Source organism: Methylobacterium marchantiae, from assembly GCF_042679825.1.
Lineage (GTDB): Bacteria > Pseudomonadota > Alphaproteobacteria > Rhizobiales > Beijerinckiaceae > Methylobacterium > Methylobacterium marchantiae.
In genome coordinates, this window is the sequence record NZ_JBHTND010000002.1 from 37889 (window position 1) to 62154 (window position 24266).

At 69.9% G+C, this 24266-nt stretch carries 19 protein-coding genes and 1 tRNA gene; 6 read left to right on the forward strand and 14 right to left on the reverse strand.

The genetic code is table 11. The annotated features are described in order from the left end of the window. Positions 1-49 precede the first annotated feature (49 nt). From ACFQ4G_RS01620 to ACFQ4G_RS01630, 3 genes are read right to left on the reverse strand one after another with little or no spacing between them, the layout of a single operon-like run. Positions 50-1387 (reverse strand): FMN-binding glutamate synthase family protein, encoded by a 1338-nt coding sequence (locus tag ACFQ4G_RS01620; RefSeq protein WP_238202997.1) that lies wholly within the window; start codon positions 1385-1387, stop codon positions 50-52. Continuing rightward, complete coding sequence (locus ACFQ4G_RS01625; RefSeq protein ID WP_238202999.1) at positions 1387-2076, reverse strand: GltB/FmdC/FwdC-like GXGXG domain-containing protein; 690 nt, start codon at positions 2074-2076, stop codon at positions 1387-1389. Before ACFQ4G_RS01625 ends, ACFQ4G_RS01620 begins: the two co-directional genes overlap by 1 nt. Next, complete coding sequence (locus ACFQ4G_RS01630) at positions 2076-2969, reverse strand: class II glutamine amidotransferase (protein WP_238203001.1); 894 nt, start codon at positions 2967-2969, stop codon at positions 2076-2078. The genes ACFQ4G_RS01625 and ACFQ4G_RS01630 overlap by 1 nt, the downstream gene beginning before the upstream one ends. Before the next feature lie 237 nt (positions 2970-3206). Here ACFQ4G_RS01630 and ACFQ4G_RS01635 point away from each other — a divergent pair, with 237 nt between their 5' ends. Continuing rightward, positions 3207-3740 (forward strand): DUF2721 domain-containing protein, encoded by a 534-nt coding sequence (locus ACFQ4G_RS01635; RefSeq protein ID WP_238203003.1) that lies wholly within the window; start codon positions 3207-3209, stop codon positions 3738-3740. Between the two features lie 90 nt (positions 3741-3830). On the opposite strand, the gene ACFQ4G_RS01640 is transcribed toward ACFQ4G_RS01635, so the two are convergent. Continuing rightward, positions 3831-4259 carry a TIGR01244 family sulfur transferase gene (locus tag ACFQ4G_RS01640; RefSeq protein ID WP_238203005.1) on the reverse strand — a complete coding sequence of 143 codons (429 nt, stop codon included), beginning with the start codon at positions 4257-4259 and terminating at the stop codon, positions 3831-3833. Positions 4260-4432: 173 nt separating this feature from the next. Here ACFQ4G_RS01640 and ACFQ4G_RS01645 point away from each other — a divergent pair, with 173 nt between their 5' ends. Beyond that, positions 4433-4942: a DUF533 domain-containing protein gene (locus ACFQ4G_RS01645; protein ID WP_238203007.1), complete on the forward strand. Its 510-nt coding sequence runs from the start codon at positions 4433-4435 to the stop codon at positions 4940-4942. A gap of 28 nt (positions 4943-4970) precedes the next feature. Here the strand turns inward: ACFQ4G_RS01645 and ACFQ4G_RS01650 are convergent, their stop codons facing one another. From ACFQ4G_RS01650 to ACFQ4G_RS01665, 4 genes are all read right to left on the reverse strand, one after another. After that, complete coding sequence (locus ACFQ4G_RS01650) at positions 4971-5588, reverse strand: GNAT family N-acetyltransferase (RefSeq protein ID WP_238203009.1); 618 nt, start codon at positions 5586-5588, stop codon at positions 4971-4973. Then, positions 5585-7930 carry an Orn/Lys/Arg family decarboxylase gene (locus ACFQ4G_RS01655; RefSeq protein ID WP_238203011.1) on the reverse strand — a complete coding sequence of 782 codons (2346 nt, stop codon included), beginning with the start codon at positions 7928-7930 and terminating at the stop codon, positions 5585-5587. The genes ACFQ4G_RS01650 and ACFQ4G_RS01655 overlap by 4 nt, the downstream gene beginning before the upstream one ends. 63 nt (positions 7931-7993) lie before the next feature. Next, the gene (locus ACFQ4G_RS01660) at positions 7994-9022 is read right to left on the reverse strand and encodes a CorA family divalent cation transporter (RefSeq protein WP_238203013.1); all 1029 of its coding nucleotides are present in this window, start codon (positions 9020-9022) and stop codon (positions 7994-7996) included. 191 nt (positions 9023-9213) lie between these two features. Further along, a complete protein-coding gene (locus ACFQ4G_RS01665) occupies positions 9214-9561 on the reverse strand; it encodes a hypothetical protein (protein WP_238203021.1) in 348 nt (115 codons plus the stop codon). Positions 9562-9891: 330 nt separating this feature from the next. Between ACFQ4G_RS01665 and ppk2 the strand changes: the two genes are divergently transcribed. Further along, entirely contained in the window at positions 9892-10818 is a 927-nt protein-coding gene (gene ppk2 / locus ACFQ4G_RS01670; protein WP_238203023.1) for a polyphosphate kinase 2, read from the forward strand. Positions 10819-10855: 37 nt separating this feature from the next. Here the strand turns inward: ppk2 and ACFQ4G_RS01675 are convergent, their stop codons facing one another. The 5 genes from ACFQ4G_RS01675 to ACFQ4G_RS01695 all read right to left on the reverse strand — a co-directional run bounded on the left by ACFQ4G_RS01675 (position 10856) and on the right by ACFQ4G_RS01695 (position 15589). After that, complete coding sequence (locus tag ACFQ4G_RS01675) at positions 10856-11143, reverse strand: hypothetical protein (protein WP_238203025.1); 288 nt, start codon at positions 11141-11143, stop codon at positions 10856-10858. A 135-nt stretch (positions 11144-11278) separates the two neighbouring features. Further along, the gene (locus ACFQ4G_RS01680; protein ID WP_238203027.1) at positions 11279-13033 is read right to left on the reverse strand and encodes an ABC transporter ATP-binding protein; all 1755 of its coding nucleotides are present in this window, start codon (positions 13031-13033) and stop codon (positions 11279-11281) included. Beyond that, positions 13027-13770: a siderophore-iron reductase FhuF gene (fhuF, locus tag ACFQ4G_RS01685; protein ID WP_238203029.1), complete on the reverse strand. Its 744-nt coding sequence runs from the start codon at positions 13768-13770 to the stop codon at positions 13027-13029. The genes ACFQ4G_RS01680 and fhuF overlap by 7 nt, the downstream gene beginning before the upstream one ends. Beyond that, positions 13767-15005: an MFS transporter gene (locus ACFQ4G_RS01690; RefSeq protein WP_238203030.1), complete on the reverse strand. Its 1239-nt coding sequence runs from the start codon at positions 15003-15005 to the stop codon at positions 13767-13769. The genes fhuF and ACFQ4G_RS01690 overlap by 4 nt, the downstream gene beginning before the upstream one ends. Before the next feature lie 507 nt (positions 15006-15512). Continuing rightward, positions 15513-15589 (reverse strand) — tRNA-Arg (locus tag ACFQ4G_RS01695). A 210-nt stretch (positions 15590-15799) separates the two neighbouring features. On the opposite strand from ACFQ4G_RS01695, the gene ACFQ4G_RS01700 reads away from it, so the two are divergent. Continuing rightward, positions 15800-16849 (forward strand): cysteine synthase A, encoded by a 1050-nt coding sequence (locus ACFQ4G_RS01700; protein WP_238203032.1) that lies wholly within the window; start codon positions 15800-15802, stop codon positions 16847-16849. A 145-nt stretch (positions 16850-16994) separates the two neighbouring features. Then, positions 16995-17150 carry a DUF3309 domain-containing protein gene (locus ACFQ4G_RS01705; RefSeq protein ID WP_163639227.1) on the forward strand — a complete coding sequence of 52 codons (156 nt, stop codon included), beginning with the start codon at positions 16995-16997 and terminating at the stop codon, positions 17148-17150. Positions 17151-17237: 87 nt separating this feature from the next. On the opposite strand, the gene ACFQ4G_RS01710 is transcribed toward ACFQ4G_RS01705, so the two are convergent. Beyond that, positions 17238-18695, reverse strand: coding sequence for a serine protease (locus tag ACFQ4G_RS01710; protein ID WP_238203034.1), 1458 nt, complete (start codon positions 18693-18695; stop codon positions 17238-17240). 174 nt (positions 18696-18869) lie between these two features. Between ACFQ4G_RS01710 and ACFQ4G_RS01715 the strand changes: the two genes are divergently transcribed. Further along, a complete protein-coding gene (locus ACFQ4G_RS01715) occupies positions 18870-24194 on the forward strand; it encodes an alpha-2-macroglobulin family protein (RefSeq protein ID WP_379039565.1) in 5325 nt (1774 codons plus the stop codon). The last annotated feature ends 72 nt before the right edge of the window (positions 24195-24266 follow it).

A 24266-nucleotide genomic window follows, 5' to 3' on the forward strand; every position in this document is an offset into this window, starting at 1 on the left:
ACGAAGAAGGCCGCGCCCCGGTGCGGAGGCGCGGCCTTCGGAGGGGCCCTCAGAATCCCGCGGCGCCGGCGCCCTTGCCCGGCACCCAGCTGGTCCCGGCCAGGGGCACCCCCGCCATGGCCGCCGCCTCGATGGTGAGCGCCACGAGGTCCTCGGGTTCGAGGTTGTGCAGGTGGCTCTTGCCGCAGGCGCGGGCGATGGTCTGGGCCTCCAGCGTCATCACGGCGAGGTAATTGGCGAGGCGCCGGCCGCCGAGCACCGGATCGAGCCGCGAGGCGAGCTCCGGGCGCTGCGTGGTGATGCCGGCCGGGTCGTTGCCCTCGTGCCAGTCGTCATAGGCGCCCGCCGTGGTGCCGAGCGCCTCGTACTCGGCCTCGAGGGCCGGGTCGTTGTCACCGAGCGCGATCAGCGCCGCCGTGCCGATGGCGACCGCATCCGCCCCGAGGGCCAGCGCCTTGGCCACGTCTGCGCCCGAGCGGATGCCGCCGGAGACCACGAGCTGCACGGTGCGGTGCAGGCCGAGATCCTGCAGCGCCTGCACGGCGGGCCGGATCGCGGCGAGGATCGGGATACCGACATTCTCGATGAACACGTCCTGGGTCGCCGCCGTGCCGCCCTGCATGCCGTCGAGCACCACCACGTCGGCACCGGATTTCGCCGCCAGCGCGGTGTCGTAATAGGGACGGCTCGCGCCGACCTTGACGTAGATCGGCTTCTCCCAATCCGTGATCTCGCGCAGCTCCTCGATCTTGATCTCGAGGTCGTCCGGCCCGGTCCAGTCCGGGTGGCGGCAGGCCGAGCGCTGGTCGATGCCCGGCGGCAGGCAGCGCATGCCGGCGACGCGCTCGTTGATCTTCTGGCCGAGCAGCATGCCGCCGCCGCCGGGCTTGGCGCCCTGGCCGATGACGATCTCGATGGCGTCGGCCCGGCGCAGGTCATCGGGGTTCATGCCGTAGCGGGAGGGCAGGTATTGGTAGACCAGGGTCTGCGAATGCCCGCGCTCCTCGGCCGTCATGCCGCCGTCGCCGGTGGTGGTGGAGGTGCCGGCCAGGGTCGCCCCGCGCCCGAGCGCCTCCTTGGCCTGGGCCGAAAGCGAGCCGAAGCTCATGCCGGCGATGGTGACGGGGGTCTTCAGCACGATCGGCTTCGAGGCGTGGCGGGCGCCGAGCACCACCTGGGTGTCGCAGCGCTCGCGGTAGCCCTCCAGCGGGTAGCGGCTGATCGAGGCGCCGAGGAACAGCAGGTCGTCGAAATGGGGCAGCTTGCGCTTCGCGCCGGCGCCCCGGATGTCGTAGATGCCGGTGGCGGCCGCGCGCCGGATCTCCGACATGACATCGGGCGTGAAGGTCGCCGAGAGACGGGGCCGGGTGCGAGGAGGGGCGCTCATCAATAGGCTCCGGCGTTGTCGACGTTGAAATGGTAGAGCGTGCGCGCCGAGCCGTAGCGTCGGAACTCCCCTGCGCCGACCTCGCCGGACAGGCCGGCGGCGGCCAGCTTCTCGGTGAGTTCGGCGAGGTGCTCGGGCCGCATCTCCTTCTCGATACAATCCGCCCCGAGGCTCCTGACCGTGCCGCGCACGTAGAGCCGCGCCTCGTAGAGGGAATCGCCGAGCGCCTCCCCGGCATCGCCGAGCACGACCAGCGTCCCGGCCTGGGCCATGAAGGCCGACATGTGGCCCACCGAGCCCTTCACGACGATGTCGATGCCCTTCATCGAGATGCCGCAGCGGGCACCGGCATTGCCGTCGATGACGAGGAGGCCGCCATGGGCGGTGGCGCCCGCCGCCTGGCTGGCATCGCCCTGCACGTGGACGAAGCCCGACATCATGTTCTCGGCCACCCCCACCCCGGCATTGCCGTGGACGATCACCTGGGCCTGCTTGTTCATGCCGGCGCAGTAATAGCCGACATGCCCCTCGATCTCGACGCTCACCGGCGCGTCGAGCCCCGCCGCGATGGCGTGGCGCCCGTCCGGGCCCGTCACCGTCCAGTGGGTCTCGTTGGTGTCGGGGCGCAGGCCGTGGAGCGTGCGGTTGAGCTCGCGCAGGGGCGCCTGGTTCAGGTCGAAGACGGGCATCAATGGCGCTCCCAGGCATAGACCGTGGCGGGCTCGGGCTCGAAGACGCGGGCGGCGGCGATGCCCGGCAGGCCGACCAGCGCGCGGTATTCGGAGCCGAAGGCGACGTAATCGTCGGTCTCGGCCATCACGGCGGGCTTGCAGGCGATGGGATCGCGCAGCACCGCGAAGCCGGTGCGGGTGCCGACCACGAAAGTGAAGAAGCCGTCGAGGTCCCGGAGGCCGGCCTCCAGGGCCTGTTTGAGGGAATCGCCCTCGCGCATGCGCCAGCTCAGGTATCCGGCGGCGACCTCGGTGTCGTTCTGGGTCGCGAAGCGCAGGCCCTCGCGCTGGAGCACGCGGCGCAGGCCGTTATGGTTGGAGAGCGAGCCGTTATGGACCAGGCACTCGTCGGCGCCGGTGGAGAAGGGATGCGCGCCGTTGGTGGTCACTGCGCTCTCGGTGGCCATGCGGGTATGGCCGATGCCGTGGGTGCCGTGCATGCCGGCGAGGTCGAACCGCTCCGCCACCTCGCCCGGCAGGCCGACCTCCTTGTAGATCTCCATCACTCGTCCCACGCTGACGACGTCGATCTCGGGATGGTTCGCCGCGAGCCAGGCGCGGACCCGCGTCTCGGCCTCCTCGGGCACGCCGATCACCGCATGGGTGTCGCGCTCCACCACCTCGACGCCCCGTCCGAGCTCGCCTTCGAGCGCCGCCACGGCCTCCGAGAGGACCGCCCGGCCGGTGGCGCGAAGGGTCAGCTTCACTCCCGCGTTGCCGGAGCCGTAGATCGCGAAGCCCGCACTGTCGGGACCGCGATCGGTCATCGTCACCAGCATCCCGGACAGGAGCGACCCGAGCTGCGGCTCAAGCTTCGGATTCTTCAGAAACAGCCCAACGATACCGCACATCACGCGCTCCCAAGCGGGGCCAAGCACTCCCAAGCGGGGCCAAGCACTTGCGATACCGGTCGCATGACATGCCGATTTCGTCAACCAGAGAGCAACAATTTTTCTTTTGGAGAAAGTCGGTCGCAGAACGGGAGGTGCTCGTTCGCCCGCCCCCGCGCATCACGGGCGCCTGGATATCGCGGCGAGGTGAAGCCGCCTCGCCTTCCGGCTCCGCCCGGCATGGCGTAACGGCATGGCATGGTCGCCACCGCTCCCCTCCTCGCTCCCGACGACATCGCTCACGTCATCCAGATCGCGCTGGCGCCGGCCTTCCTGCTGACGGCGCTGGCGACGCTCCTCAACGTCTTCTCCACCCGGCTCGCGCGCGTGGCCGACCGGGTCGACGACGCCGCCGCGAGCCTGCAGAAAGCGGATGCGGACGAGGCCGCCCGTCTGGCGGGCCAGCTCTCCTATCTGCGGAAGCGCTCGTTCGTCCTCGACATCGCGGTCGTTCTCGCCTCGATCGGCAGCATCATGACCGGCATCGCCGTGCTGACGCTGTTCGTGGGCGCCCTGCGCGACGCCGCCACGGCCTCCGTCCTGTTCGGCTGCTTCGGCGTGGCGCTGGTCTGCACGGTGGCCGCCATCGCCGCCTTCCTGGTGGAGATCCTGATGGCGGGCCGCGGCGTCCGGGACGAGGTCGACCGCCGCACGATCGAGGCGTCCGACCGCGAGGCGGGCGGCACCGAGGCCGATGGACCGTATCGCGAGCCCCGGCCGCGCCGGACCTGATCGGTTCGACGATGCCGCGCAGGCCGCCGGCTTCGTCCCCCGGCCGGACCACCACGGCGCGCGAACGCGCGGCGCCCGCCATCCGGCGATCTACGTCCCGTGCGCGTCGAGCCAGCGCACGGCGCCGGCGAGGTCGAAGCCGCGTTCCCGCCCATAGGCGGCCAGTTCGTCGCGGCGCAGGCGCCCGGCCAGGACTTCGCTCAGGGCCCAGAGGGTGAGCGAGCGGGTGCCGCTGCGGCAATGGGCGAGGACCGGGCCGGATGCCGTCTCCACCGCCTCGCGGAACCGCGCGATGTCCTCGCGGGTGATGGTGGGACCTTCGACGGGAAGGTGGAGGTAGGAGAGCCCCGCCGCCTCGGTCGCCGCGGCCTCGGCGGCGCTGCCCGGCTGACCCGGCTCCTCGCCGTCGGGGCGGTTGTTGATCAGCAGCGCGAACCCGCGTCCGGGCATGGCGGCGATGGCCGCTTCGTCCGGCTGGTCTGAGACCGACAGGCGGGAATCGATGGGCGTGATCGTCATGGCGGCGTCCCTATGGCGGCGTCCCTTCGGAAGCGGGTTGCCGGTCGAAGATGGGTTTTGGCTGTGCCGGCGCAAGCGAAGGCCTGGCCGGGTCCGGGAGGATGAACCTGAACCCGCACGGGGTCTCGGCCGTTTCCGCCGGGACGACGCCACATGCCCGCAGGAACACCTCCATGGCCGATGCAAGACAGATCGTCGACGCGCTCGTGCGCTCACGCCGGAGCGGCATCGCCGCCACGGCCGCCCTCGGCGGCCTGGCCCTCGTGGCGGGGTTGGCGCTGCGGGCGCTCCGTCCGTCCGCCCCGAACGAGGCAGCGGACCTGAAGCAGGTCGGCGAGGACGAGGCGCGCCTGATGCTGCGCACCATGGTGGCGGCGACCCTGGCCGACGGTGTCGTCGACCGGGACGAGCGCCGACGCCTGGACGAGGCCGTGGAGGCCGCCGGTCTCGACGCCGATACCCGCGCCTGGCTGGAGAACGAGCTGGCCGAACCGGCCGAGATCGACGAACTGGCCGAGCGCGTGGACGATCCGGAGCAGGGTGCGCGCCTCTACGCGGCGGCCCGCCTCGCCATCGATGCCGATACCCTGCAGGAGCGCGAGTTCCTGAAGCGTCTCGCCGAGGCGCTCGATCTTCCGCGGGAGGTCACCGAGCGGGTCGATGCGGGCCTGCAGGAGGCGTGATCCCGGCGCCGGATCCTCTACTTTTCCATCACTTGCCCATCCAATCGTGCCCGGCGACCAGCGCCTCCACCGAGCGCGTCCAGGTGCCGGGCTGGTCGGTGGCGCCGGTGCCGAGCGCCCGCTGGACCATGACGCTGTCGCTCCAGCGGCCGTATTTGTAGCCCACCGCCGGCAGCAGGCCGACGCGGACGAAGCCGCAGGCCTCGTGGAGGCGTAAGGACGCCTCGTTCTGCGCGTCGATATAGCCGATCATCTGGCGGTAGCCGCCGGCGGCGCAGGCCTCGATCAGCGCCGGCAGCAGGCGCCGGCCGATCCCGGCATTCAGGTGCTCGTGATGGACGTAGATCGAGTGTTTGAGCGTGTAGCGATAGGCCGGGCGCTTGCGGAACGGCACCGCATAGGCATAGCCCGCCACCACCCCGTCGCGGTCGGCCACGAGATGCGGCAGGCGCTTCTTGCGCATGGCCTTTCGCCGCTTCTTCAGGTCGTCCGGGTGGAGCGGGTCCTCCTCGAAATCGCCGACATCGCCGACGCCGCGCCGGATGTGGTGGGCGTAGATCGCCACCATCGCCGGCACGTCCGCATCCGAGGACGGCCGGATGACGATGTCGGGTTCGGACGGCGCCGGCGGACCCTCCGGGATCATGCGCGGTTCTCGCGCATGACGTAGGTGTAGAAGCGGATGGTGCCGTCCGCCGCGACGTCGCGGAAGACGCCCTGGATCTCGGCCTCGAAGCCCGGGAACAGGTTCGCCGAGCGTTCGAACATCTTGAAATAGTCCAGCATGGGTTTGGCCCGCTCGTCCAATCGCTCGCCCGGCAGCACCGTGCCGATGCCCGGCGGGTAGACCAGAAGCAAGGTCGTCGCCACGCGCCCTTCGGCTTCGGCGATCGGCACGTAATCGACGTTGTTGCGGGTGAGCTGCTGCACCGCCTCCTTGGGGGTCATCACCATCTCGGGCAGGTGCCCCGGCTCGAACTGCTTGCGCTGGAGGGTGCTGGTGCCGGCCTCGCGGTGGAAGGCGTGGAAATCGGCGCAGAGGTCGCGCAGGCGCACGCCCTTGTAGCGGTTGGGCCGGCGCCGGACGAATTCCGGCATCGCCTCTTCGAGGGGCACGTTCTCGTCGTGCAGGCGCTTGAAGGCGACGAGGCCGGAGATCAGCGTGCCGGCCTTCGAGGATTCGACGCCCGGCGTCAGCAGGAAGAGCAGCGAGTTGAGGTCGTTCTTCTCGGCGACGATGCGGTTCTCGCGCAGGTACTGAGCCACGATCGGGGCCGGGACGCCGTGCTCGGCATACTGCCCGGTGCGCCGGTCGAAGCCGGGGGTCAGCACGGTGAGCTTGTTGGGGTCGGTCATGGCGTAGTTCGGCGCCACATGGGTGAAGCCGTGCCAGGCGGCGCCCGGCGTCAGCTCCCAGTATTTCGCGTCGCTGGCGAGCTCGTCCGTCGAGATGCTCTCCCACGGCACCTTGCCCTCCGGGCCCTTCACCGTGTCCGGCACGAAGGGGTCGAAGAACCAGCGGCGCAGGGGATCGCCCTCCTTCTCCTCGAATTCGCGGCGGATGGCGCGGACCTTCTTGCGCCACTCGATGCCGAGGCGGATCGTGTCGTCCCACAGGACCACGCCGGAGCGGCCCTTCATCATCTGCGCGCCCACATCGAGGGAGGCGAAGAGCGGGTAGAACGGCGAGGTCGAAGCGTGGACGAGGAAGGTCTCGTTGAAGCGCCGGTGCTCGATGCGCCGGGTCTGGCCGCGGATATGGCTGTCCTTGGTGTGGATCTGCGAGGCCTGGGAGAAGCTCGCCAGCTGCTTGTGGGTCGATTGCGTGGCGATGATGCCCGGCGAGGTCTCGTCGAGGTTCTTCAGCCCCATGGCGAAGCGGCCGGCGAAGAGCGGGTGGAACTTCATGAAGCCCGCCCAGGCCTCGTCGAAGAGGATGTAGTCGCAGAGGTGACCGATCTTCTCCATGATCATCTGCGCGTTGTAGATCGTGCCGTCATAGGTGCATTGCTCGACCACCGCGACGCGGAACGGGCGCTCGCGCTTCCATGCCTCCTTGTCGGTCACCAGCGGGTTGGTGCGGATCTTCTCGCGGATGGCCGCCTCGTCGAGGGCCTCGTGGTACATCGGGCCGATCAGCCCGAAGCAGTTGCGGTCGGTCTCGAGGAAGATCGGGACCGCGCCGCCGAGGAACAGGGCGCCGTGATGCGCCGCCTTGTGGTTGTTGCGGTCGAACAGGACGAGGTCGCCCTCGGCGACGAGAGCCGAGAGCACGATCTTGTTGGAGGCCGAGGTGCCGTTGAGGACGAAATAGGTCTTCTCGGCGCCGAAGATGACGGCCGCCTCCTTCTGCGCCTTGAGGGCGGGGCCCTCGTGGACGAGGAGATCGCCGAGATCGAGGACCGAATTGTCGAGATCGTCGCGGAACACCGCCTCGCCGAGATGCTCGACGAAGATGCGCCCGATCGGCGAGCGGTTGTAGAAGATGCCGCCGTTATGGCCCGGGCAGGTCCAGAGCTGGTTGCCCTGCTCGGCGTAATCGACGAGCGCGCCGAAGAACGGCGTCTTCAGGGTCTCGGCATATTGCTTCACGCGGCTCACCAGGCCGCGGGCGATGTAATCGGGCGTCTCTTCCGCGAGGAAGATGTAGCCGTCGATGAAGTCGAGCACCTCGACGGGGATGTCCTCCAGGCGCTTGCGGCGGACCATGATCACGATGGGCATTTCCAGCCCGCGCTTCCTCATGAGGTTGATGAGCGCCGCCGCCTTGCCGTCGAGGCCGCGCTTGCCCCAATCCACCACCATGCAGCCGATGGCCGCATCGGTCTGGACCGCGATGGCCGCATCCTCCACGCGCCGGGCGCGGACCACCTCGAAGCCGAGCTTCTCGATGGAGGTGAGGATCTGCTGGACGCGCACGCCCTCGAGATCGTCGGGGTCGAAATTGGGCGCGCACATCAGCACGGTGAAGCGGCGGAAGAAGTCCATGCGGGGGAAGGCTCCGGATTGTCGGGTCGTTGGAGGGCGGTGTGGGCGTGTTCGCGCCCCGGATCAACCGGGGCGGCCGGAAAGCCCGAGGCGGCGGATGACGAGGTAGACGGCGAGGGCGGCGGCGAGGCCGATGGCGAGGGCGATCAGCGATCCGCTGTCGGAATCGGAGAAGAACAGGCCCTTGGTGTTCATGCCGAACACGCCCGTCACCAGGGTCGGCGGCAGGAACAGGGCCGTCAGGATCGAGAGGGTGAAGAGCTGGCGGTTGGTGAGGGCCGTCGTGCGGGCGGCGATCTCGTCCTGCAACAGGCGGCTGCGCTCGGACAGGACATGCATGTCGCGGTGGAGCGAATCGAGGCGCTGGACCACCCGCGCGGCCATGGCCGCCACGGCCTCGGGCAATTGGTCGCCCTCGGTGCCGGCCTCGTCCTCGAGGCGGTGGAACACCGCGCGCAAGCCGGCGAGCTGCCGGTGGGAGCGCACGGATTGGCGGCGGATCGGGCCCAGCGGCCTCGGATCCTCCGCTCTGGCCTCGTCGAGCATGTCGTCCTCGATGGCATCGAGCGCCGAGGACAGCCGCTCCACCGTGGCGTTCAGGGATTCGATGGTACTGCCGACGAACCGCTCCAGCAGTTTCGCCGGTCCCGGAACCAGGGCGCCGGCCAGAACCGCGTCGCGGGCGGTGACGGCGCAGGCGGTGGCGTGGCGACGCCCGCTCACGAGATAGCCCGGGCCGAGGACGCAGTGGAGCCGTCCGTTCGGTTCCTCACTCGACGAGCCGTCGAAGGCGCGCTCGCGGTCGGCGATCACGAATCCCGCATGGGCGCCGTCCACCACGACGCGCTGATGCTCGTCCCGGGCGAAGGTCGCCGCCGCGAGGCGGGGCGGGCCGAGACGCCCCTCGGTGATCAGCGCCTCGGTACGGGCATCGACGAGATCGATATGGAGCCAGACGAAGCCGTCTTCCGCCCCGTCGAGGGAGGGGAGGTCATCCCCCGGTTCGATACGGCGTCCCCGTCCGTCGGAGCCGAAGCGCAGGGCGAAGATCAGCCCCGGCAGGGACGATTCCTCGATGAGAAGGTGCTGCATGGTGCGATCGCGGCGATCGTGGCCGGCAAAGTACCGGCCCACTCTCGCGCTGGATCGCAACGCCGGGCGACAGTGTGATGACGGAAGAGGCGATCACGCGAGGCGGTGACGACCGAGTCGCGGCCTGCGCCGATCGATGACGGGCCGGCGGCTCGTGCGACCCCGCGTACTCGCCGGCCGATGGCTCGGCCTCAGCGGACGGCCATGCTCTTGTCGCCGTCCTTGACGGTCTTGTTCGCGTCCTGCGGATTCATTCCCTTGTCCGCCTCGCGGCGAAGCTCCTCCGCGAAAGCCGTCGCCTGGGTGCCGACGAAGCTCTTCATGCCGACCGGCACCACCGCCCAGATGACGGCGAAGATGAACACCGTGGCGGCCATGCCGTAGGCGAACATTTCCATGATTCCGAGCCATCCGAGCAGGAGCGGAATGCTGCTCACGGCGAGTCCGATGAACGAACTGCCCGTCAGAAAGTAGACCGAAAAGAACGTGATGACAGCCAAAGAGACCGGCTTGATGAAGCGAACGATATAGCGTTCCATTGCACTTTATCTCCTAGTACGAGGCCGTCGAAGGGCTGTTTTAGCTTGCGACAGGGTATTTACTGCAGATCACTAGCGAGTTTCGCTTTATAATTCAGTTCGTCTCACTACCCGACCGCTTCATTATCAGCAAGAATCGTATCGATTCAATAAACGGCGGATATCAGAAGCAGGCCGAGAGTCCAGTGATTCTCCAGCTTTCGGCAGCCAACGCCGAACCTGTGGACTGAATATGAGCAACTCGGTGCTGGTGACGCCGGGGTCTCCTTACTGTCATGCAGCTGTGATCCAAGCATCCCGATGATTCCCCTCCATCAGGAAGGTAATATTATGGACGGCACGCGCGCCGGGACACGCCCTTTCGATATCGAGGCCATACGTCGAGAAATGGCCGACGATTTCGACGAAGAACTCGAGATGGAACTCGAGGACGAGCGTATGGAACAGCTCGCCAGCGAAATCGGTGCCAAGCCGCGCGCGCCCTCGATGGATCGGAAGGTGTATTTCCGCGAGCTCTTCCGTCTCCAGCACGAGCTGGTCCGTCTGCAGGATTGGGTGCAGACCCGGAAGCTGCGGGTGGTGGTGGTCTTCGAGGGCCGGGATTCCGCCGGCAAGGGCGGCGCGATCAAGCGGATCACGCAGCGCCTGAACCCCCGCGTCTGCCGCGTCGCCGCCCTTCCCGCACCCAGCGAGCGCGAGCGCACGCAATGGTATTTCCAGCGCTACGTCGCGCACCTTCCCGCCGCCGGCGAGATCGTGCTGTTCGACCGGTCCTGGTACAATCGCGCCGGCGTCGAGCGGGTGATGGGGTTCTGCACCCCGGATCAGTACGAGGAGTTCTTCCAGTCGGCGCCGGAATTCGAGCGGATGCTGGTCCGGTCGGGCATCATCGTGCTGAAATACTGGTTCTCGATCACCGACGAAGAGCAGGAACTGCGCTTCAACCTGCGCATCCACGATCCCCTGAAACAGTGGAAGCTCTCGCCGATGGACGTCGAATCCCGCCGCCGGTGGGAGGATTACACCAAGGCGAAGGAGGTGATGCTCGCGCGCACCCATATTCCGGAAGCGCCGTGGTGGGTGGTGGAGGCCGTGGACAAGAAGAAGGCCCGCCTCAACTGCATCAGCCACCTGCTCGCGCAGATTCCCTACGGCGACGTCGAGCATCCGCCGGTGCACCTGCCCGAGCGCATGCGCCACGACGACTACGCCCGTCAGCCGGTACCGCCGGAAATGTTCGTACCGGCCCTGTTCTGAAGGCGCAGGGGCGTCGCCCGCCCCGCTCTCGCGGGCCCTACCGGCGGGGCTTCTGCAGCTTCACGACGGTACTCTTGGGGCGGCCGATCGGCTTGAGCGGAGCCTTGGCCTCCAAGGCGGCGCGGGCGAGATCCTGGGGCCGCGGCGCACCGCCGGCGATCCGCCTCAGGGCGTCCGCCAGCTCCTCGATCGTCTGGGCGGCCTCGCCTTCCAACGTCTCTTCCGCCCGGATGCCGGGTAGTTCGGGAGCGATCTCTTCCGCGGCTTCCCGCAGCTGCTCGATCAGTTCGTCGGGGGAGTAACGCGCGGGGAGGGGATGTGCCATGGCGCGACCATGGCAGGCGTGAGGAGGCAGGACAACTTCCAGGCAGGACAACTTCGAGGCAGGACAACTCCCGGCAGCGCCCCCCGATCGACGTCTCGGCGGCCTCTCCCGCGGCGGGGATGGGCTCGGGATTCCTCACTCGGCCGCGACATCGGCCGCCGATCCACCGTCCCGACCCTGCGAGAACTGGGCGGTGTAGAGGCGGCGGTAGGCCCCGCCCGCCGAGAGAAGCGCCTCGTGCCGGCCCTGCTCGACGATGCCGTCCGCCCCGACCACGACGATCCGGTCCGCCTGGCGGATGGTGGCGAGGCGGTGGGCGATGACGAGGGTGGTGCGGCCCTCGGACAATTCGACGAGGGAGGCCTGGATCGCCTGCTCGGTCTCGCTGTCGAGGGCCGAGGTCGCCTCGTCGAGGATCAGGATCGGCGGGTTCTTGAGGAACACCCGGGCGATGGCGAGGCGCTGCTTCTGGCCGCCCGAGAGCTTCACCCCGCGCTCGCCGACCACGGTGTCGAGCCCGTTCGGCAGGCTCTCGATCAGGGTGGAGAGCTTGGCTCGCCGCGCGGCCTCCGCGATCTCGGCCTCGCCGGCATCGAGCCGGCCATAGGCGATGTTCTCGCGGATCGTGCCCGCGAACAGGAAGACGTCCTGCTGGACGATGCCGATCTGCCGGCGCAGGGAGGCGAGGGTGAGGTCGCGGATGTCCGTCCCGTCGATGGTGATCCTGCCGCTCTCGACCTCGTAGAAGCGAGGGATCAGCGAACACAGGGTCGTCTTGCCGGCGCCCGACGGGCCGACGAAGGCGATGGTCTCCCCGGCCGCGATGTCGAGGTCGAGGCCGGACAGGACCGGCTGGCCGGGGGTGTAGCCGAAGCTCACGCCCTCGAAGCGGATGTCCCCCCTCAATGCCGGCACGTCGATGGCGCCCGGACGATCGACGATGTCGGGCTCGGTGGCGAGGAGGTCGGCGTAGCGCCGGAAGCCGGCGACGCCCTTGGGGTAGGTCTCGACGACGGCGCCGATCTTCTCCAGGGGCCGGTAGAAGACGCCCACCAGCAGCAGGAACCCGATGAACCCTCCGGGCGAGAGATCGCCGCGCACGACGAAGGCGGCCCCGCCGAGCAGGACGACGATCTGCACCAGCCGCATGCCGAGATAGTTGATCGACAGGCTGGCCGCCATGATCCGGTAGGCTTCGAGCTTGGTCTCGCGATACTTACGGTTGTCGGAGGCGAACAGGCGCCGCTCGTGCGGCTCGTTGGCGAAGGCCTGCACCACGCGGATGCCGCCGACATTCTCCTCGATCCGGGCGTTGAAGGCGGCGACGCGGCCGTATTGCGCCTGCCAGTTGCGGGTCATGCGGCCGCCGTAGCGCAGGGTGACGAAGGCGATCACCGGCAGGATGCCGGCGGTGAGGAAGGCCAGCGGCGGGTGGACGTAGACCATCAGGGCGAAGGCACCCACCAGCGTCATCACGGCGATGAAGAGGTCTTCCGGGCCGTGATGGGCGACTTCGCCGATCTCCTCCAGATCCTTGGTCACGCGGGCGACGAGGTGGCCGGTCTTCTGGTTGTCGAAATAGCGGAACGAGAGCTTCTGCAGGTGGTCGAAGGCGCGCCGGCGCATCTCGGTCTCGATGTTGATGCCGAGCACGTGCCCCCAATAGGTCACCACCACCATCAGGCCGGCATTGGCCACGTAGATCAGCCCGAGGCCGAGGGCGGCGAGCAGGATGAGCTGCCAATCCTGGCGCGGCAACAGCACGTCGACGAAGGCCTTCACCGCCATCGGGAAGCTGAGTTCGAGCAGACCCGACAGGACGGCGCAGCCGAAATCGACGAGGAACAGGGTCCGGTGCGGGCGGTAATAGGCGAGGAAGGCCTTCAGCATGATGCTTTCGGATGATCGACGGGGCAGAGGGCGCCGCAGGACGGAACGCCCGGCAGCCGGTAGCGCATACAGCAAACGCGCCGGCGCCGCTCCTCGCCGCCGCTGAAGGCCTTCGCCAGGGGGCAGCGGCCGAACGCATCCCCGCCGCACCGGCCGAGGCAGGCTTCCGCACGGGAGGCCAGCGGCGGCTCGGGCACCGCACCGCCGCTCAGCGCGCGCAGGGCGACGTCGGCGGTCACCCCGGCATTGCACCAGAGCACGTGGCGGGACAGTCCGTAATGCGCATGGCACAGGTCGAAGAACGGCCGCAGGTGGCCCTCGATCAGGGGATCGAGACCCGGCTCCGGGTCGGCGCGAGACGCGTCCTCCTCGGCCACGATGAAGCGGGAGACGGTGCCGGCCTCGTCGAGTTCGAAATGGACGCGGTCGAAGCCGATCGGCAGGGCCCGGCCGAGGCGGCTGAGCGCCGTGAAATAGGGGACGATGAGGGCGGGGAGGTAGTATTGGGTCCAGAGCGAGACCAGGGCGCGCCGGTCGGCGGTCTCGAACGTCTCGCCCTGTCCCTCGCCCGCCGCCTTGCCGTAGGCCCTGCCGAACCCGTCCACCACCTCGTCGAAGGCGGCCTTGCCGGTCAGGACCGAGAGCGGCCGGGTCCCCGGCCGCGACGGGGTCGTGGCGATCCGGCAGCCGAAGGCCTGCAGCGACGGCGGGACCAGTGCGGCGATCCGGTCGATCATGCGCGCCCCGCGGCCCTGTCCGCCGCGAGGGTCCGGCCGATGGCCGCATGCAGGCCGGCGAAGGCGAGGAGGTAGAACAGGATCGCGGCGGCGAAATAGGCCGGCCAGCCCGCATGCGCCGCCAGAGCCGGGGCGGCGACCCGCAGCGGCATCGCCGCGAAGAAGGCCGCGCCGAACAGGAGCGCGTAATCGGTGGCGGCGCGCGGCCCCTGTGCCCAGCGATAGATCATGTTGAACACCGGCACGCCCAGGCCCCCGCCGCCGACGATGCCGAGGAGCGTCGCGGCGATGGCGAGCCCGGCGGATCCGATCGCGCTGGCGGCGATCATCAAGACGCCACTGGCGACCATGCCGAGCGCCGAGACCGTGATGAGGCGCAGCGTCCCGACCCGGCGCACGAGGCCGCCCGAGACCAGGGCCATGACGAGGTTGATGACCGGCGAGAGGCTGCCGGTGACGAAGCCGACCTCGTGCAGCGGCACGCCGAGATCGAGCAGGACGAGGTTGTTCAGGCCCGTGAGGGCGAACATGGCGGCGAAGTAGAGGCCCAGCACCAGGATGCGCGGCGCCAGGACGCGCAGGCGTTCGAGGGAGCCGTTCCCGCGCTCCGACGGCGCGGCATGGCGGCGAAGCCGGGCCTCCGGATACCGCAGCATCGGCAGGAGGCAGAGGAGGTTGAGGGCGGCGACGCCGAGGATGACGGCCCGCCAGCCGATCACGTCGTAATATCCGACCAGCAGGCCCGCTCCGGCGATCCCGCCCAGGGACGCGCCGGAGAGCTTGGCCGAGGCGACGAAGGGCCGCCTGTCGGCGGGCACCGTCTCGACCACGAGGGCTTCGAGGGCGATGTCCATGGTGGCGACGCAGAAGCAGGTCGCCACCGCGAGGCCCAGGAGCACGGGGAGCGCCCAGGCCTCGCCCCGGCTCAGCACCACCAGCAGGGCGATGATCGCGCCCTGCATCAGCACGATCCAGCCGATGCGATGCGGCAGGCCGGGCAGGCGGAGCCTGTCGACGGCGACGGCCCAGAGAAACGTCAGGCCGACGGGCAGGTTGATCAGCTGCAGCAGCCCGATCTCGACAAGGTCGACGCCGCGCGCCCGCAGGATCAGCGGCGCGCCGCTCGACAGGAAGCCGAGGGTCGTCCCGAAGGTGACGTACAGGCTGAAGAACGGCAGCAGGGGCCGCGCCCAGGCGAGCAGGGAAGACCGGCGATCGAGCGGATGAGCGATCATGCGCGCCGAAGCGTCCTGCCGGCCCCGCTCACCAAGACCGCCCCGGGGAGCAGTTTCGATCGACGCGTGACGAGCCCGCGGATCGGCTCGCGATCCGCCGCCTGGAGCGACATAGGCTCGTTCCGAACAGCGGCAACGCTCATCCTCCCGGCGTCCTCATCCTCCCGGCCCCATGGCGGGTGTAGTTTTTAAATGGAATAATGTACTGTAATCATTGATTTTTCTGTTGAGGTAAGACGACCGGAGGTCACGCACAAGGGGCCGTATGGCCGCCGCGACGCGAGTGTGAGGAAGTTCGGAGAGAGGGGAGGATCGGCGCCGGCCCAGCCGTAGGGAGGTCTGGCGTCCAGCCTCGACGGCGCATCGACCCTCTCTTCGGACGCGACTGGCGCGGAGGTGAGGGGGGCATTAAGCCCATGAACGATAGCACCGCCGGACATGTGGCCGGCAGCGGAACGAAGCCTGAATTTGAGATATCGTACGACCGAGCAATGGCTCGGAAAAGATTGGCGCGCCCGAAAGGATTCGAACCTCTGACCCCCAGATTCGTAGTCTGGTGCTCTATCCAGCTGAGCTACGGGCGCCGACCTGACCGGGGGAGAGCTGTGCGCTCCGCCGTCGGTGGGGGTGTCTAGAATCTCCTTTTCAGCTTGGCAACCCCTTCCCGGTCCCACGGCGAACCTTTCTGCGATCAGCCCGATGGAGGGTGGCCGGAGCGCGCGGTCTCGGTCATGTTCGCGCTTCGCCGATCACCCCCGGCGATCGCTCGCTTCGCAGGATACGCCCGGCCCGCCATGACCACGCGCAACGCTTCCCTCTCCGGCGACGTCCTCGCCGCCATCGGCGGTACGCCGCTGATCCGTCTGGCGCGCGCCTCGGAGCTCACCGGCTGCACCATCCTCGGCAAGGCGGAGTTCCTCAATCCCGGCCTGTCGGTGAAGGACAGGGCGGCGCTCTCCATCGTCGAGGATGCCGAGCGGCGCGGGCTGATCCGGCCGGGCGGCACCATCGTGGAGGGCACGGCCGGAAATACCGGCATCGGCCTCGCCCTCGTCGCCTCGGTGCGCGGCTACCGCACGGTCATCGTCATCCCCGAGACCCAGTCCGCCGAGAAGAAGGAGACCCTGCGGCTCGCGGGCGCCCGCCTCGTGGAGGTGCCGGCCGTGCCGTTCTCCAATCCGGACAATTACGTCCACGTGGCGCGCCGGCTCGCCGAGCGGCTGGCCGCCACCGAGCCGGCCGGCGCCTTCTTCGCCAACCAGTTCGACAACGTCGCCAACCGGCAGGCGCATGTGGACACGACCGGCCCCGAGCTCTTCGCCGCGACGGAGGGGCGGATCGACGGCTTCGTCTGCGCAGCCGGCACCGGGGGCACGCTCGCGGGCACCGCCCAGGCGCTGCGGGCACTCAAGCCCGGCGTGACCATCGCCCTGTCCGATCCCGAGGGCTCCGCGCTGCACGCCTATTACACCACCGGCACCCTGAAGGCGGAAGGGTCGTCGATCACCGAGGGGATCGGCCAGGGACGGGTGACCGCCAATCTCGAAGGCTTCCGCCCGGACCATTCGTTCCGCATCCCCGACACCGAGGCTCTGGAGATCGTGTTCGGCCTGATGCGCGAGGAGGGCCTGAGCCTGGGCGGCTCGTCGGGGATCAACGTCGCCGGCGCCATCCGGCTGGCACGGGTCCTCGGCCCCGGCCACACCATCGCGACGATCCTGTGCGACGGGGCGGCGCGCTACGCCTCGAAGCTGTTCAACCCGGCCTTCCTCACCGAGCGCGGCCTGCCGGTTCCCGCCTGGCTGACGGCGACACCGGAGGATCTACCCGACTGGAGAGCGTGAGCGGCATCACCGTATTGGCCTTTGAGCCACACCGTCATCTTTTTGCATCAATGACGGAACGGAACGTTGAACGGAATCCACGCCAGGACGTTTCACCGGTCAAGCTCAAGCAATGTTGGTTGGGCGTGACCGGAGTTTCCTTCCCATGACCCTGACCACCATTCTCATCATCATCCTGATCCTCGCCGTTCTCGGCGGCGGCAACTTCCTCGGTGGCGGCGCCTATCGTGGCCAGAGCTTCGGTCTCGGCGGCATTCTCATCATCATCCTGATCGTGCTGCTGGTCACGGGACGAATCTGACCGCGCATTGCGACCGGCGGCGGGGTGTTCCGGCTCCCCGCCGCTCGGGCCCGGGCCGGTGCCCTCCGGAGGGACCGGCCGGTGCTTCTACGGACAGGTGAGAGTGACCACCGAACCGGCCGCCCCGTGGGCGACCGCACCAAGGGTCGAGCCCGAACTTCCGCCTGACGGACCCGGCGGAATCGCGTTCTCGGCGAGAAACCCCGCCGCCACGCGGCCTCCGACCAGCGGATAGCTCATCGGCGGCGCCACACCGGCGACGAGACGCGGCGCCAAGGGATAGAGGGCGACGAGACCGGCCAGCCGTCCCTCGCGATCGAGCACGACGGCGCCCGACGAGCCGGGCTGGAGCGGCGCGTAGAGCGTCTCGCCGGCCGGCCCCGCACCGGATTGCCCGGACGACACGGCGATGCCGCCCCCGGCATCGGCCCCGAGAACCACCACCGCATCGCCCGGCGCCAGAGCGGAGTCGCGCGCGGTCAGCCCAGAGGCACGCGCCTTCAGGCCGGCCACCTCCAGCAGCGCCAGCCCTCGGCCGGCATCCGACTTGACCGGTCTCGCCGCCATGCCGGCGATCCGGGGCGTCGCGCAGGTCTCCAGGGCGGAGGCGCTGGAGAGGACGCGGCCCGGCGCGACGACGAGGCCGATGGCGATCGGCGCCGCGCCCCGTCCGGGGAGCGATACGGCCCCGGCGGGCGGGCTCGACGCGGGCTTGGCGGAGCCCGGTTCGGATCTGGCCGCCACCTGGGCGGGCGCCGCCTCCGCCGCATCGGGGAAGGGCACGAAGCTGTTGGCGATGGCGATGACGAGCCGGTCCACATCCGGCCCGAGGGCCTTGTCGTAGCCGATGGTGAAGCCGCGTATCCCCGTCGCCCCGGCCGCGTAGCGGATGTAGGACTTGCCCGTCGCCGTCTCGCCGGTGACCACGAGGAAGTCCGCACGCTTGATCTTGTAGGTCACCTTGCGGTCGGGGCCCGGTGCGGTGACGCGGGCGAAGAGGGCGTCGAGATCGGCCTCCCCGGTCCCGAAGGACTTGGTGTCGAGGGTGACGTGGCCGTCTGCGCTCTGCCAACGGGTGCCGCCGCCCTGGGGACTGCGCCTGGCCAGCAGCCGCTCGGGGACGCCGATGACGACGCCGCTCGCGGGATCGGACTTCACCGTGAAGCGCGCGGCCTTCCTCGCCGCGTCGCCGGCCGCCAGGATCGCCGCCCGTGTCTTCGCGTCGGGGAAGCCGGGCGCCGGGTTTCCGGCCCGCTTCTGATAGGCGAGGAGCGCGTCGTAGGTGCGCCGCCCGAACGTGCCGGTGATCACGCTGTTGTAGTCGCCGGTCCAGACCAGGGCATCCTGCAGGCCCTTGCGCTCGGCCTCGGGCAGCGGTTCGAACGCGGCTCTCGCCGCTTCGAAGACGGGATCGGCCGCGGCGGCGGGCGGTGCCGGCCGGGCAGGTGCCTGGGCCGGTGTCGGGGCCTGGGCCTGGGCCAAGGCCGGGAGGACGCCGAGGGCGAGAGCCGCCGCGGCACCTGCGAATCGCGCGCGCTGCGCCATGGTCCACGCTCCCTCACGACCTTCGCCGATTCCGCTCGCGAAGGTGTGGCAGAGGGCCGGCCGGATTTCCAGCGCTGCGGCGCCTGTAAACACGTCGTTGCGGCGGCGGCCCGAGGTGCTAGGGTCCCGCCCGGCGCCGAAGGGGGATCGGTGCCGCCGGAGACGAGGTGGGCGATGTCGCGATCAACCGGGCTCGGGCGCACGGCCGCCCTCCTAGGCATGGCATTGACCGGGGCCTTGAGCCTCGGCGGCGTGCTCGCGGGGCCGTCCCTCGCCCAGGCTCCCGACCGCCCGGCGGCGCGGGCCGCCTCCGCCAGACCGGCTCCATCGCCGAAGACCTTCCTGCGCGAGGCGCTGGCCAGCGACGGCGTGCGTCTCGAAGCGACGCTGAAGGCGGAAGCCGCCGCCTCCGGCAAGACCGCCGCCAGGCTCCGCGCCGAGGGCGAGGCCCTGGTGGAAGCCGAGAAGCCGGCCGACGCCCTGAAGCCCCTGGCGGCAGCGGTCGCCGCCGATTCCACCGACCCGCAGAACTGGATCGCCTATGCCCGCGCCGCCAGCACGGTGGGCAACGACGACCAGACCGGCGATTATTCCTTCCGCCTGCGCCTGCGCGGACAGGCGAGGGCCTCCGCCTATCAGGCCTATCTGAAGGCACGGGGTGCCGCCGCAGAGGCCGAGGCGCTCGCCGTCCTCGGCGAGGTCTATGCCGACGAATCCGAGTGGCGGCCCTCGCTCGAGGCCTACCGCGCCAGCCTGGCGCTCTCCGACGATGCCACGGTGCGCGAGACCTACGAGGGCCTGCGCGCCGAGCACGGCTTCCGCATCCTCGATTACAAGGTCGATTCCGACGCCGCCGCCCCGCGCGTCTGCTTCCAGTTCTCGGAGAGCCTGGCGCCGAAGACCGACTTCGCCCCCTTCGTCGCGGTCTCGGGGGCGGCCAATGCCGCCGTCACCGGCGGTGGCCAGCAGATCTGCGTCGACGGGCTGAAACACGGCGAGCGCTACGCCTTCGTGCTGCGCTCGGGCATCCCGTCCTCCGTGGGCGAGACGCTGCTGAAATCGGCCGATTACGAAGTCTACGTGCGCGACCGCTCGCCCCAGGTGCGCTTCACCGGGCGCAACTACGTCCTGCCCCGCGCCGGCCAGGCCGGCGTGCCGCTGGTCTCGGTCAACGCGCCGAAGATCGACGTGGAGGTGCTGCGCATCGGCGACCGCGGCCTGCTCCCGTCCCTGCGCTCGGAGGAATTCCTCGGCCAGCTCAACGGCATGACGGCGCGGACGATCGCCGACCAGAAGGGCATCCGCGTCTGGAAGGGCATTCTCGACACGGCGAAGGCCGAGCTGAACCAGGAGGCGGTCACCGCCTTCCCCGTGCTGCAGGCGGTCGGCAAGCTGGAGCCGGGCATCTACGTCATGCTGGCCCAGGCCAGCGGCGTCGCCGCGACTGTCGACGAGGACGGCGGCTACGAGCAACAGGCGACGCAATGGTTCGTCGTCTCCGATCTCGGGCTGACCGCCTTCAAGGGGCGCGACGGCATCCATGTCTTCGCCCGCTCGCTCGCCAGCGCGAAGACGGTTCCCGGCGCCGAGATCCGGCTGGTGGCCCGCAACAACGAGGTGCTGGCGACGAAGAAGACCGACGGCCAGGGTCATGTTGCCTTCGATGCCGGCCTCGCACGCGGCGAGGGCGGCATCGCGCCGGGTCTCGTGGTGGCGCAGCTCGGCGACGATTACGGCTTCCTCGACTTCTCGCAGAGTGCCTTCGATCTCACCGATCGCGGCGTGAAGGGCCGTCCGCAGCCGGGTGCCGTTGAGGCCTATGTCTTTCCCGAGCGCGGGGTCTACCGCTCCGGCGAGATGGTGCAGCTCACCGCCCTCCTGCGCGACGCCGCCGGCATCGCGGTGCCGAACCTTCCCCTGACGCTGGTGGTGAAGCGCCCGGACGGCGTCGAGTACCGCCGCGTCCAGGTGGCCGATTCCGGGCTCGGCGGCCGCGCCCTGCCGCTTCCCCTGATGTCGGGGGCGATGCACGGCACCTGGCGGGTCGCCGCCTATACCGACGCGAAGGCGCCCGCCATCGGCGAGGCCACGTTCCTGGTCGAGGATTACGTGCCCGAGCGGCTGGAGGTGACGCTGACGCCGAAGAGCGCGACGCTGACCAAGGGCAAGCCGGCCACGATCGATGTCTCCGCGCGCTACCTCTACGGCGCGCCGGGCTCGGGCCTCGACGTGTCGGGCACGGTCCTCGTCCAGGCCGCCGCCACGAGCGGGATCAAGGGGCTCGACGGCTTCTCCATCGGCCTCGACGACGAGAAGGTCGAGGCGACCTCCGCCGAGATCGAGGCCAAGGCCACCACCGACGCGAAGGGATCGGCGACGATCACCGTGCCGGTCCAGCCCTTGAGCGCACCCCGGCCCACCGAGGCGAAGATCACGCTGCAGGTCGGCGAGCCGGGCGGACGGGCGCTCAGCCGCAGTGTCACCCTGCCGATCCTGCCGGCGGGGCCGGTACTGGCGGTCCGCAAGAGCTTCTCCGGCGACCTCACCGAGGGCAGCCTCGCCACGTTCGACATGGTCATGGCGAGCCCCGACGGGCGCAAGCTCGCGCAATCCGGCGTGTCCTGGACGCTGTCCAAGGTGGACCGGAACTACCAATGGTACCGCGAGGGCGGCCGCTGGTCGTTCGAGCCCGTCACCTCGACGCGACGCGTCGCCGACGGACGGCTCGACCTCGGCGCCGATGCGCCGGGCCGGATCAGCTCCGCCGTCGGCTTCGGCACCTACCGCCTCGAAGCCCTGGTCGCCGGTCGGCCCGAGGCCACGGTCAGCGTCACCTTCACCGTGGGCTGGGGCGGCTCCGAGACCGCCGACGTGCCCGATCTCCTCGATCTGCGCCTCGACAAGGCCAGCTATGCCGCCGGCGAGACCCTGCGGGCGCGGCTCCAGCCCCGGTTCCGCGGCACCGCCACCCTCGCCGTGGTGAGCGAGAAGGTCCACGACATCCTCGACGTGGCGGTGTCCGAGGACGGCACGACGGTGGACATCCCGGTGAAGGCGGAATGGGGATCGGGCGCCTATCTCGTCGCCACCGCCTATCGGCCGCTCGATCAGGCGGCCAAGCGCCTGCCCGGCCGGGCGCTCGGCCTCGCCTGGTTCTCGGTGGATACCGACAAGCGCAGCCTCGCCGTGACCGTCGCGGCACCCGCGACGACACGGCCCCGCGAGACCCTGACCCTGCCGATCCAGCTCGCCGGCCTCGCCTCCGGCGAGGAGGCGCGAGTGAGCGTCGCCCTGGTCGATGTCGGCATCCTCAACCTCACCCGCTACGAGGCGCCCAACCCGTTCGGCTACTTCTTCGGCCAGAAGGCCCTCGGACCGGAGATCCGCGACCTCTACGGATACCTGATCGACGGCATGCAGGGCACGGTGGGCGCGATCCGCTCCGGCGGCGACGGCGGCGCAGCGGAACTCTCCGATTCGCCCCCGACCCAGGCGCCGCTGGCGCTCTATTCCGGCGTGGTCCGCGTCGGCCCCGACGGGCGGGCCAGCGTCGACTTTCCGCTGCCCGCCTTCAGCGGTACCGGGCGGGTGATGGTGACCGCCTGGAGCAGGGCGAAGGTCGGCTCCGCGCAGGCCGACGTGATCATCCGCGATCCCGTCGTGCTCACCGGCACCCTGCCGCGCTTCCTCAATGTCGGCGACCGCTCGCGCTTCTTCATCGCCATCGACAATGTCGAGGGTCAGGCCGGCGACTACACCGTGGATCTCGACCTCACCGGCCCCGTCCTGGTCTCGGCCGGCGCGGTCCACAGCACCCTGCGGCTGGAGGCCGGAGCCAAGACCTCCCTGGTCATCCCGATCACCGCCGCCGGGCCCGGCCTGTCGCGCCTCGACGTGAACCTGTCCGGCCCCGGCATCGCCGGCACGGTCGGCCAGAGCTTCTCGCTGAATATCGGCCCCGGCACCGGGGCCCTCGTCCGGCGCTCGGTGAGCTCGTTGGCGCCGGGCGCCAGCATGAGTGTGAGCGGCGACCTCCTCGCCGACATCCTGCCCGGCACCGGCTCGGTCTCGGTGACGGCCTCCTCGCTGGCGGCCCTCGATGTGCCCGCTCTGCTCCAGGCGCTGGATCGCTACCCCTATGGCTGCTCGGAACAGACCGTGAGCCGGGCGATGCCGCTCCTCTACGTCAACAAGCTCGCCTCCCTCGACCGGCTCGGCATCGACGACAAGGTCGACGAGCGGGTGCGGGAGGCCATCGACCGCGTGCTGTCGCGCCAGGACGCGTCGGGCGATTTCGGCCTGTGGAGCGTCGGCGGGTCGAGCGACATCTGGCTCAACGCCTACGTCACCGACTTCCTGACGCGGGCCCGCGAGCGCGGATTCGCGGTGCCGCAGACCGCCTTCTCCAACGCGCTCGACCGCCTTCGCAACACGGTCGCCAACACCACCGAGGTGCGCGACGGCGGCATGGACATCGCCTACGCGGCCTACGTGCTGGCGAGGAACGGCCGCCCGGTCATGGGCGACCTGCGCTACCTCGCCGACACCAAGCTCGGCGAGTTCGCCACCCCCCTCGGGCGCGGCCAGATCGCGGCGGCCCTGGCCCTCCTCGGCGATCGGGGCCGCGCGGCCAAGGCCTTCGACTCGGCGGTGACGGCCCTGAACGCCGCGCGCGACACCTCCGCCTACCGCGCCGATTACGGCTCGCGCCTGCGCGACGGCGCCGGCCTGCTGGCGCTGGCCGCCGAGACCGGTCTCGCCCGCGAGACGATCCAGCCGCTGGGCGCGGTCATCACCCAGGAGCGCGCCAGCGGACGGCTCACCAGCACGCAGGAGAATGCCTGGATGGTGCTCGCCGCCGAGGGGCTCGCCAAGGACGCGGAGGCGTTGAGCTTCAGCGTCGACGGCACGCGGCAGGCCGGCTCGGTCTCGCGGCTCTATCGCGCGCCCGCCCTCGACGCGAAACCCGTCACCATCACCAACGAGGGGCGTGCCGCCGCCCAGACGGTGGTGAGCGTATCGGGCAATCCCATCGCCCCGGAACCGGCGGAGTCACGCGGCTATGCCATCGAGCGGAGCTATCACCGCCTCGACGGCACGGTGGTGGACCTTGCTCAGGGGGTTCGCCAGAACGACCGCCTCGTGGTGGTGCTGAAGGTGACAGAATCGAAGGCCAGTGCCGGGCGCCTCCTGCTGGTGGACCGCCTGCCCGCCGGCCTCGAGATCGACAACCCGAAGCTCCTCGATTCCGACGCCCTGGCGGGCCTCGCCTTCGCCAAATCGGATGTGCAGCCGGTGAGCACCGAGTTCCGTGACGACCGGTTCGTGGCGGCCTACGAGCGCTCGCCGGAGCAATCCGCCTTCTTCACGGCGGCCTATACCGTGCGGGCGGTCTCGCCGGGCACCTACGTCCATCCCGGCGCCACCATCGAGGACATGTACCGCCCCGAACGCTTCGGCCGCACCGCCTTCGGCTCGGTCGAGGTGAGCGCGAAGTAGGGCCGGAGATGATACGCTTCCGTCCCATGCTCCCCCCTCATCCTGAGGTGCCGAAGCGAAGCGGAGGCCTCG

Coding starts and splice junctions, on each gene's coding strand:
- ACFQ4G_RS01700 (WP_238203032.1), top strand. CDS start 15,800: ATGACCACGCGCAACGCTTCCCTCTCCGGCGACGTCCTCGCCGCCATC.
- ACFQ4G_RS01675 (WP_238203025.1), bottom strand. CDS start 11,143: ATGGCACATCCCCTCCCCGCGCGTTACTCCCCCGACGAACTGATCGAG.
- ACFQ4G_RS01620 (WP_238202997.1), bottom strand. CDS start 1,387: ATGAGCGCCCCTCCTCGCACCCGGCCCCGTCTCTCGGCGACCTTCACG.
- ACFQ4G_RS01640 (WP_238203005.1), bottom strand. CDS start 4,259: ATGACGATCACGCCCATCGATTCCCGCCTGTCGGTCTCAGACCAGCCG.
- ACFQ4G_RS01680 (WP_238203027.1), bottom strand. CDS start 13,033: ATGCTGAAGGCCTTCCTCGCCTATTACCGCCCGCACCGGACCCTGTTC.
- ACFQ4G_RS01690 (WP_238203030.1), bottom strand. CDS start 15,005: ATGATCGCTCATCCGCTCGATCGCCGGTCTTCCCTGCTCGCCTGGGCG.
- ACFQ4G_RS01715 (WP_379039565.1), top strand. CDS start 18,870: ATGTCGCGATCAACCGGGCTCGGGCGCACGGCCGCCCTCCTAGGCATG.
- ACFQ4G_RS01665 (WP_238203021.1), bottom strand. CDS start 9,561: ATGGAACGCTATATCGTTCGCTTCATCAAGCCGGTCTCTTTGGCTGTC.
- ppk2 (WP_238203023.1), top strand. CDS start 9,892: ATGGACGGCACGCGCGCCGGGACACGCCCTTTCGATATCGAGGCCATA.
- ACFQ4G_RS01705 (WP_163639227.1), top strand. CDS start 16,995: ATGACCCTGACCACCATTCTCATCATCATCCTGATCCTCGCCGTTCTC.
- ACFQ4G_RS01630 (WP_238203001.1), bottom strand. CDS start 2,969: ATGTGCGGTATCGTTGGGCTGTTTCTGAAGAATCCGAAGCTTGAGCCG.
- ACFQ4G_RS01710 (WP_238203034.1), bottom strand. CDS start 18,695: ATGGCGCAGCGCGCGCGATTCGCAGGTGCCGCGGCGGCTCTCGCCCTC.
- ACFQ4G_RS01645 (WP_238203007.1), top strand. CDS start 4,433: ATGGCCGATGCAAGACAGATCGTCGACGCGCTCGTGCGCTCACGCCGG.
- ACFQ4G_RS01625 (WP_238202999.1), bottom strand. CDS start 2,076: ATGCCCGTCTTCGACCTGAACCAGGCGCCCCTGCGCGAGCTCAACCGC.
- fhuF (WP_238203029.1), bottom strand. CDS start 13,770: ATGATCGACCGGATCGCCGCACTGGTCCCGCCGTCGCTGCAGGCCTTC.
- ACFQ4G_RS01660 (WP_238203013.1), bottom strand. CDS start 9,022: ATGCAGCACCTTCTCATCGAGGAATCGTCCCTGCCGGGGCTGATCTTC.
- ACFQ4G_RS01655 (WP_238203011.1), bottom strand. CDS start 7,930: ATGGACTTCTTCCGCCGCTTCACCGTGCTGATGTGCGCGCCCAATTTC.
- ACFQ4G_RS01650 (WP_238203009.1), bottom strand. CDS start 5,588: ATGATCCCGGAGGGTCCGCCGGCGCCGTCCGAACCCGACATCGTCATC.
- ACFQ4G_RS01635 (WP_238203003.1), top strand. CDS start 3,207: ATGGTCGCCACCGCTCCCCTCCTCGCTCCCGACGACATCGCTCACGTC.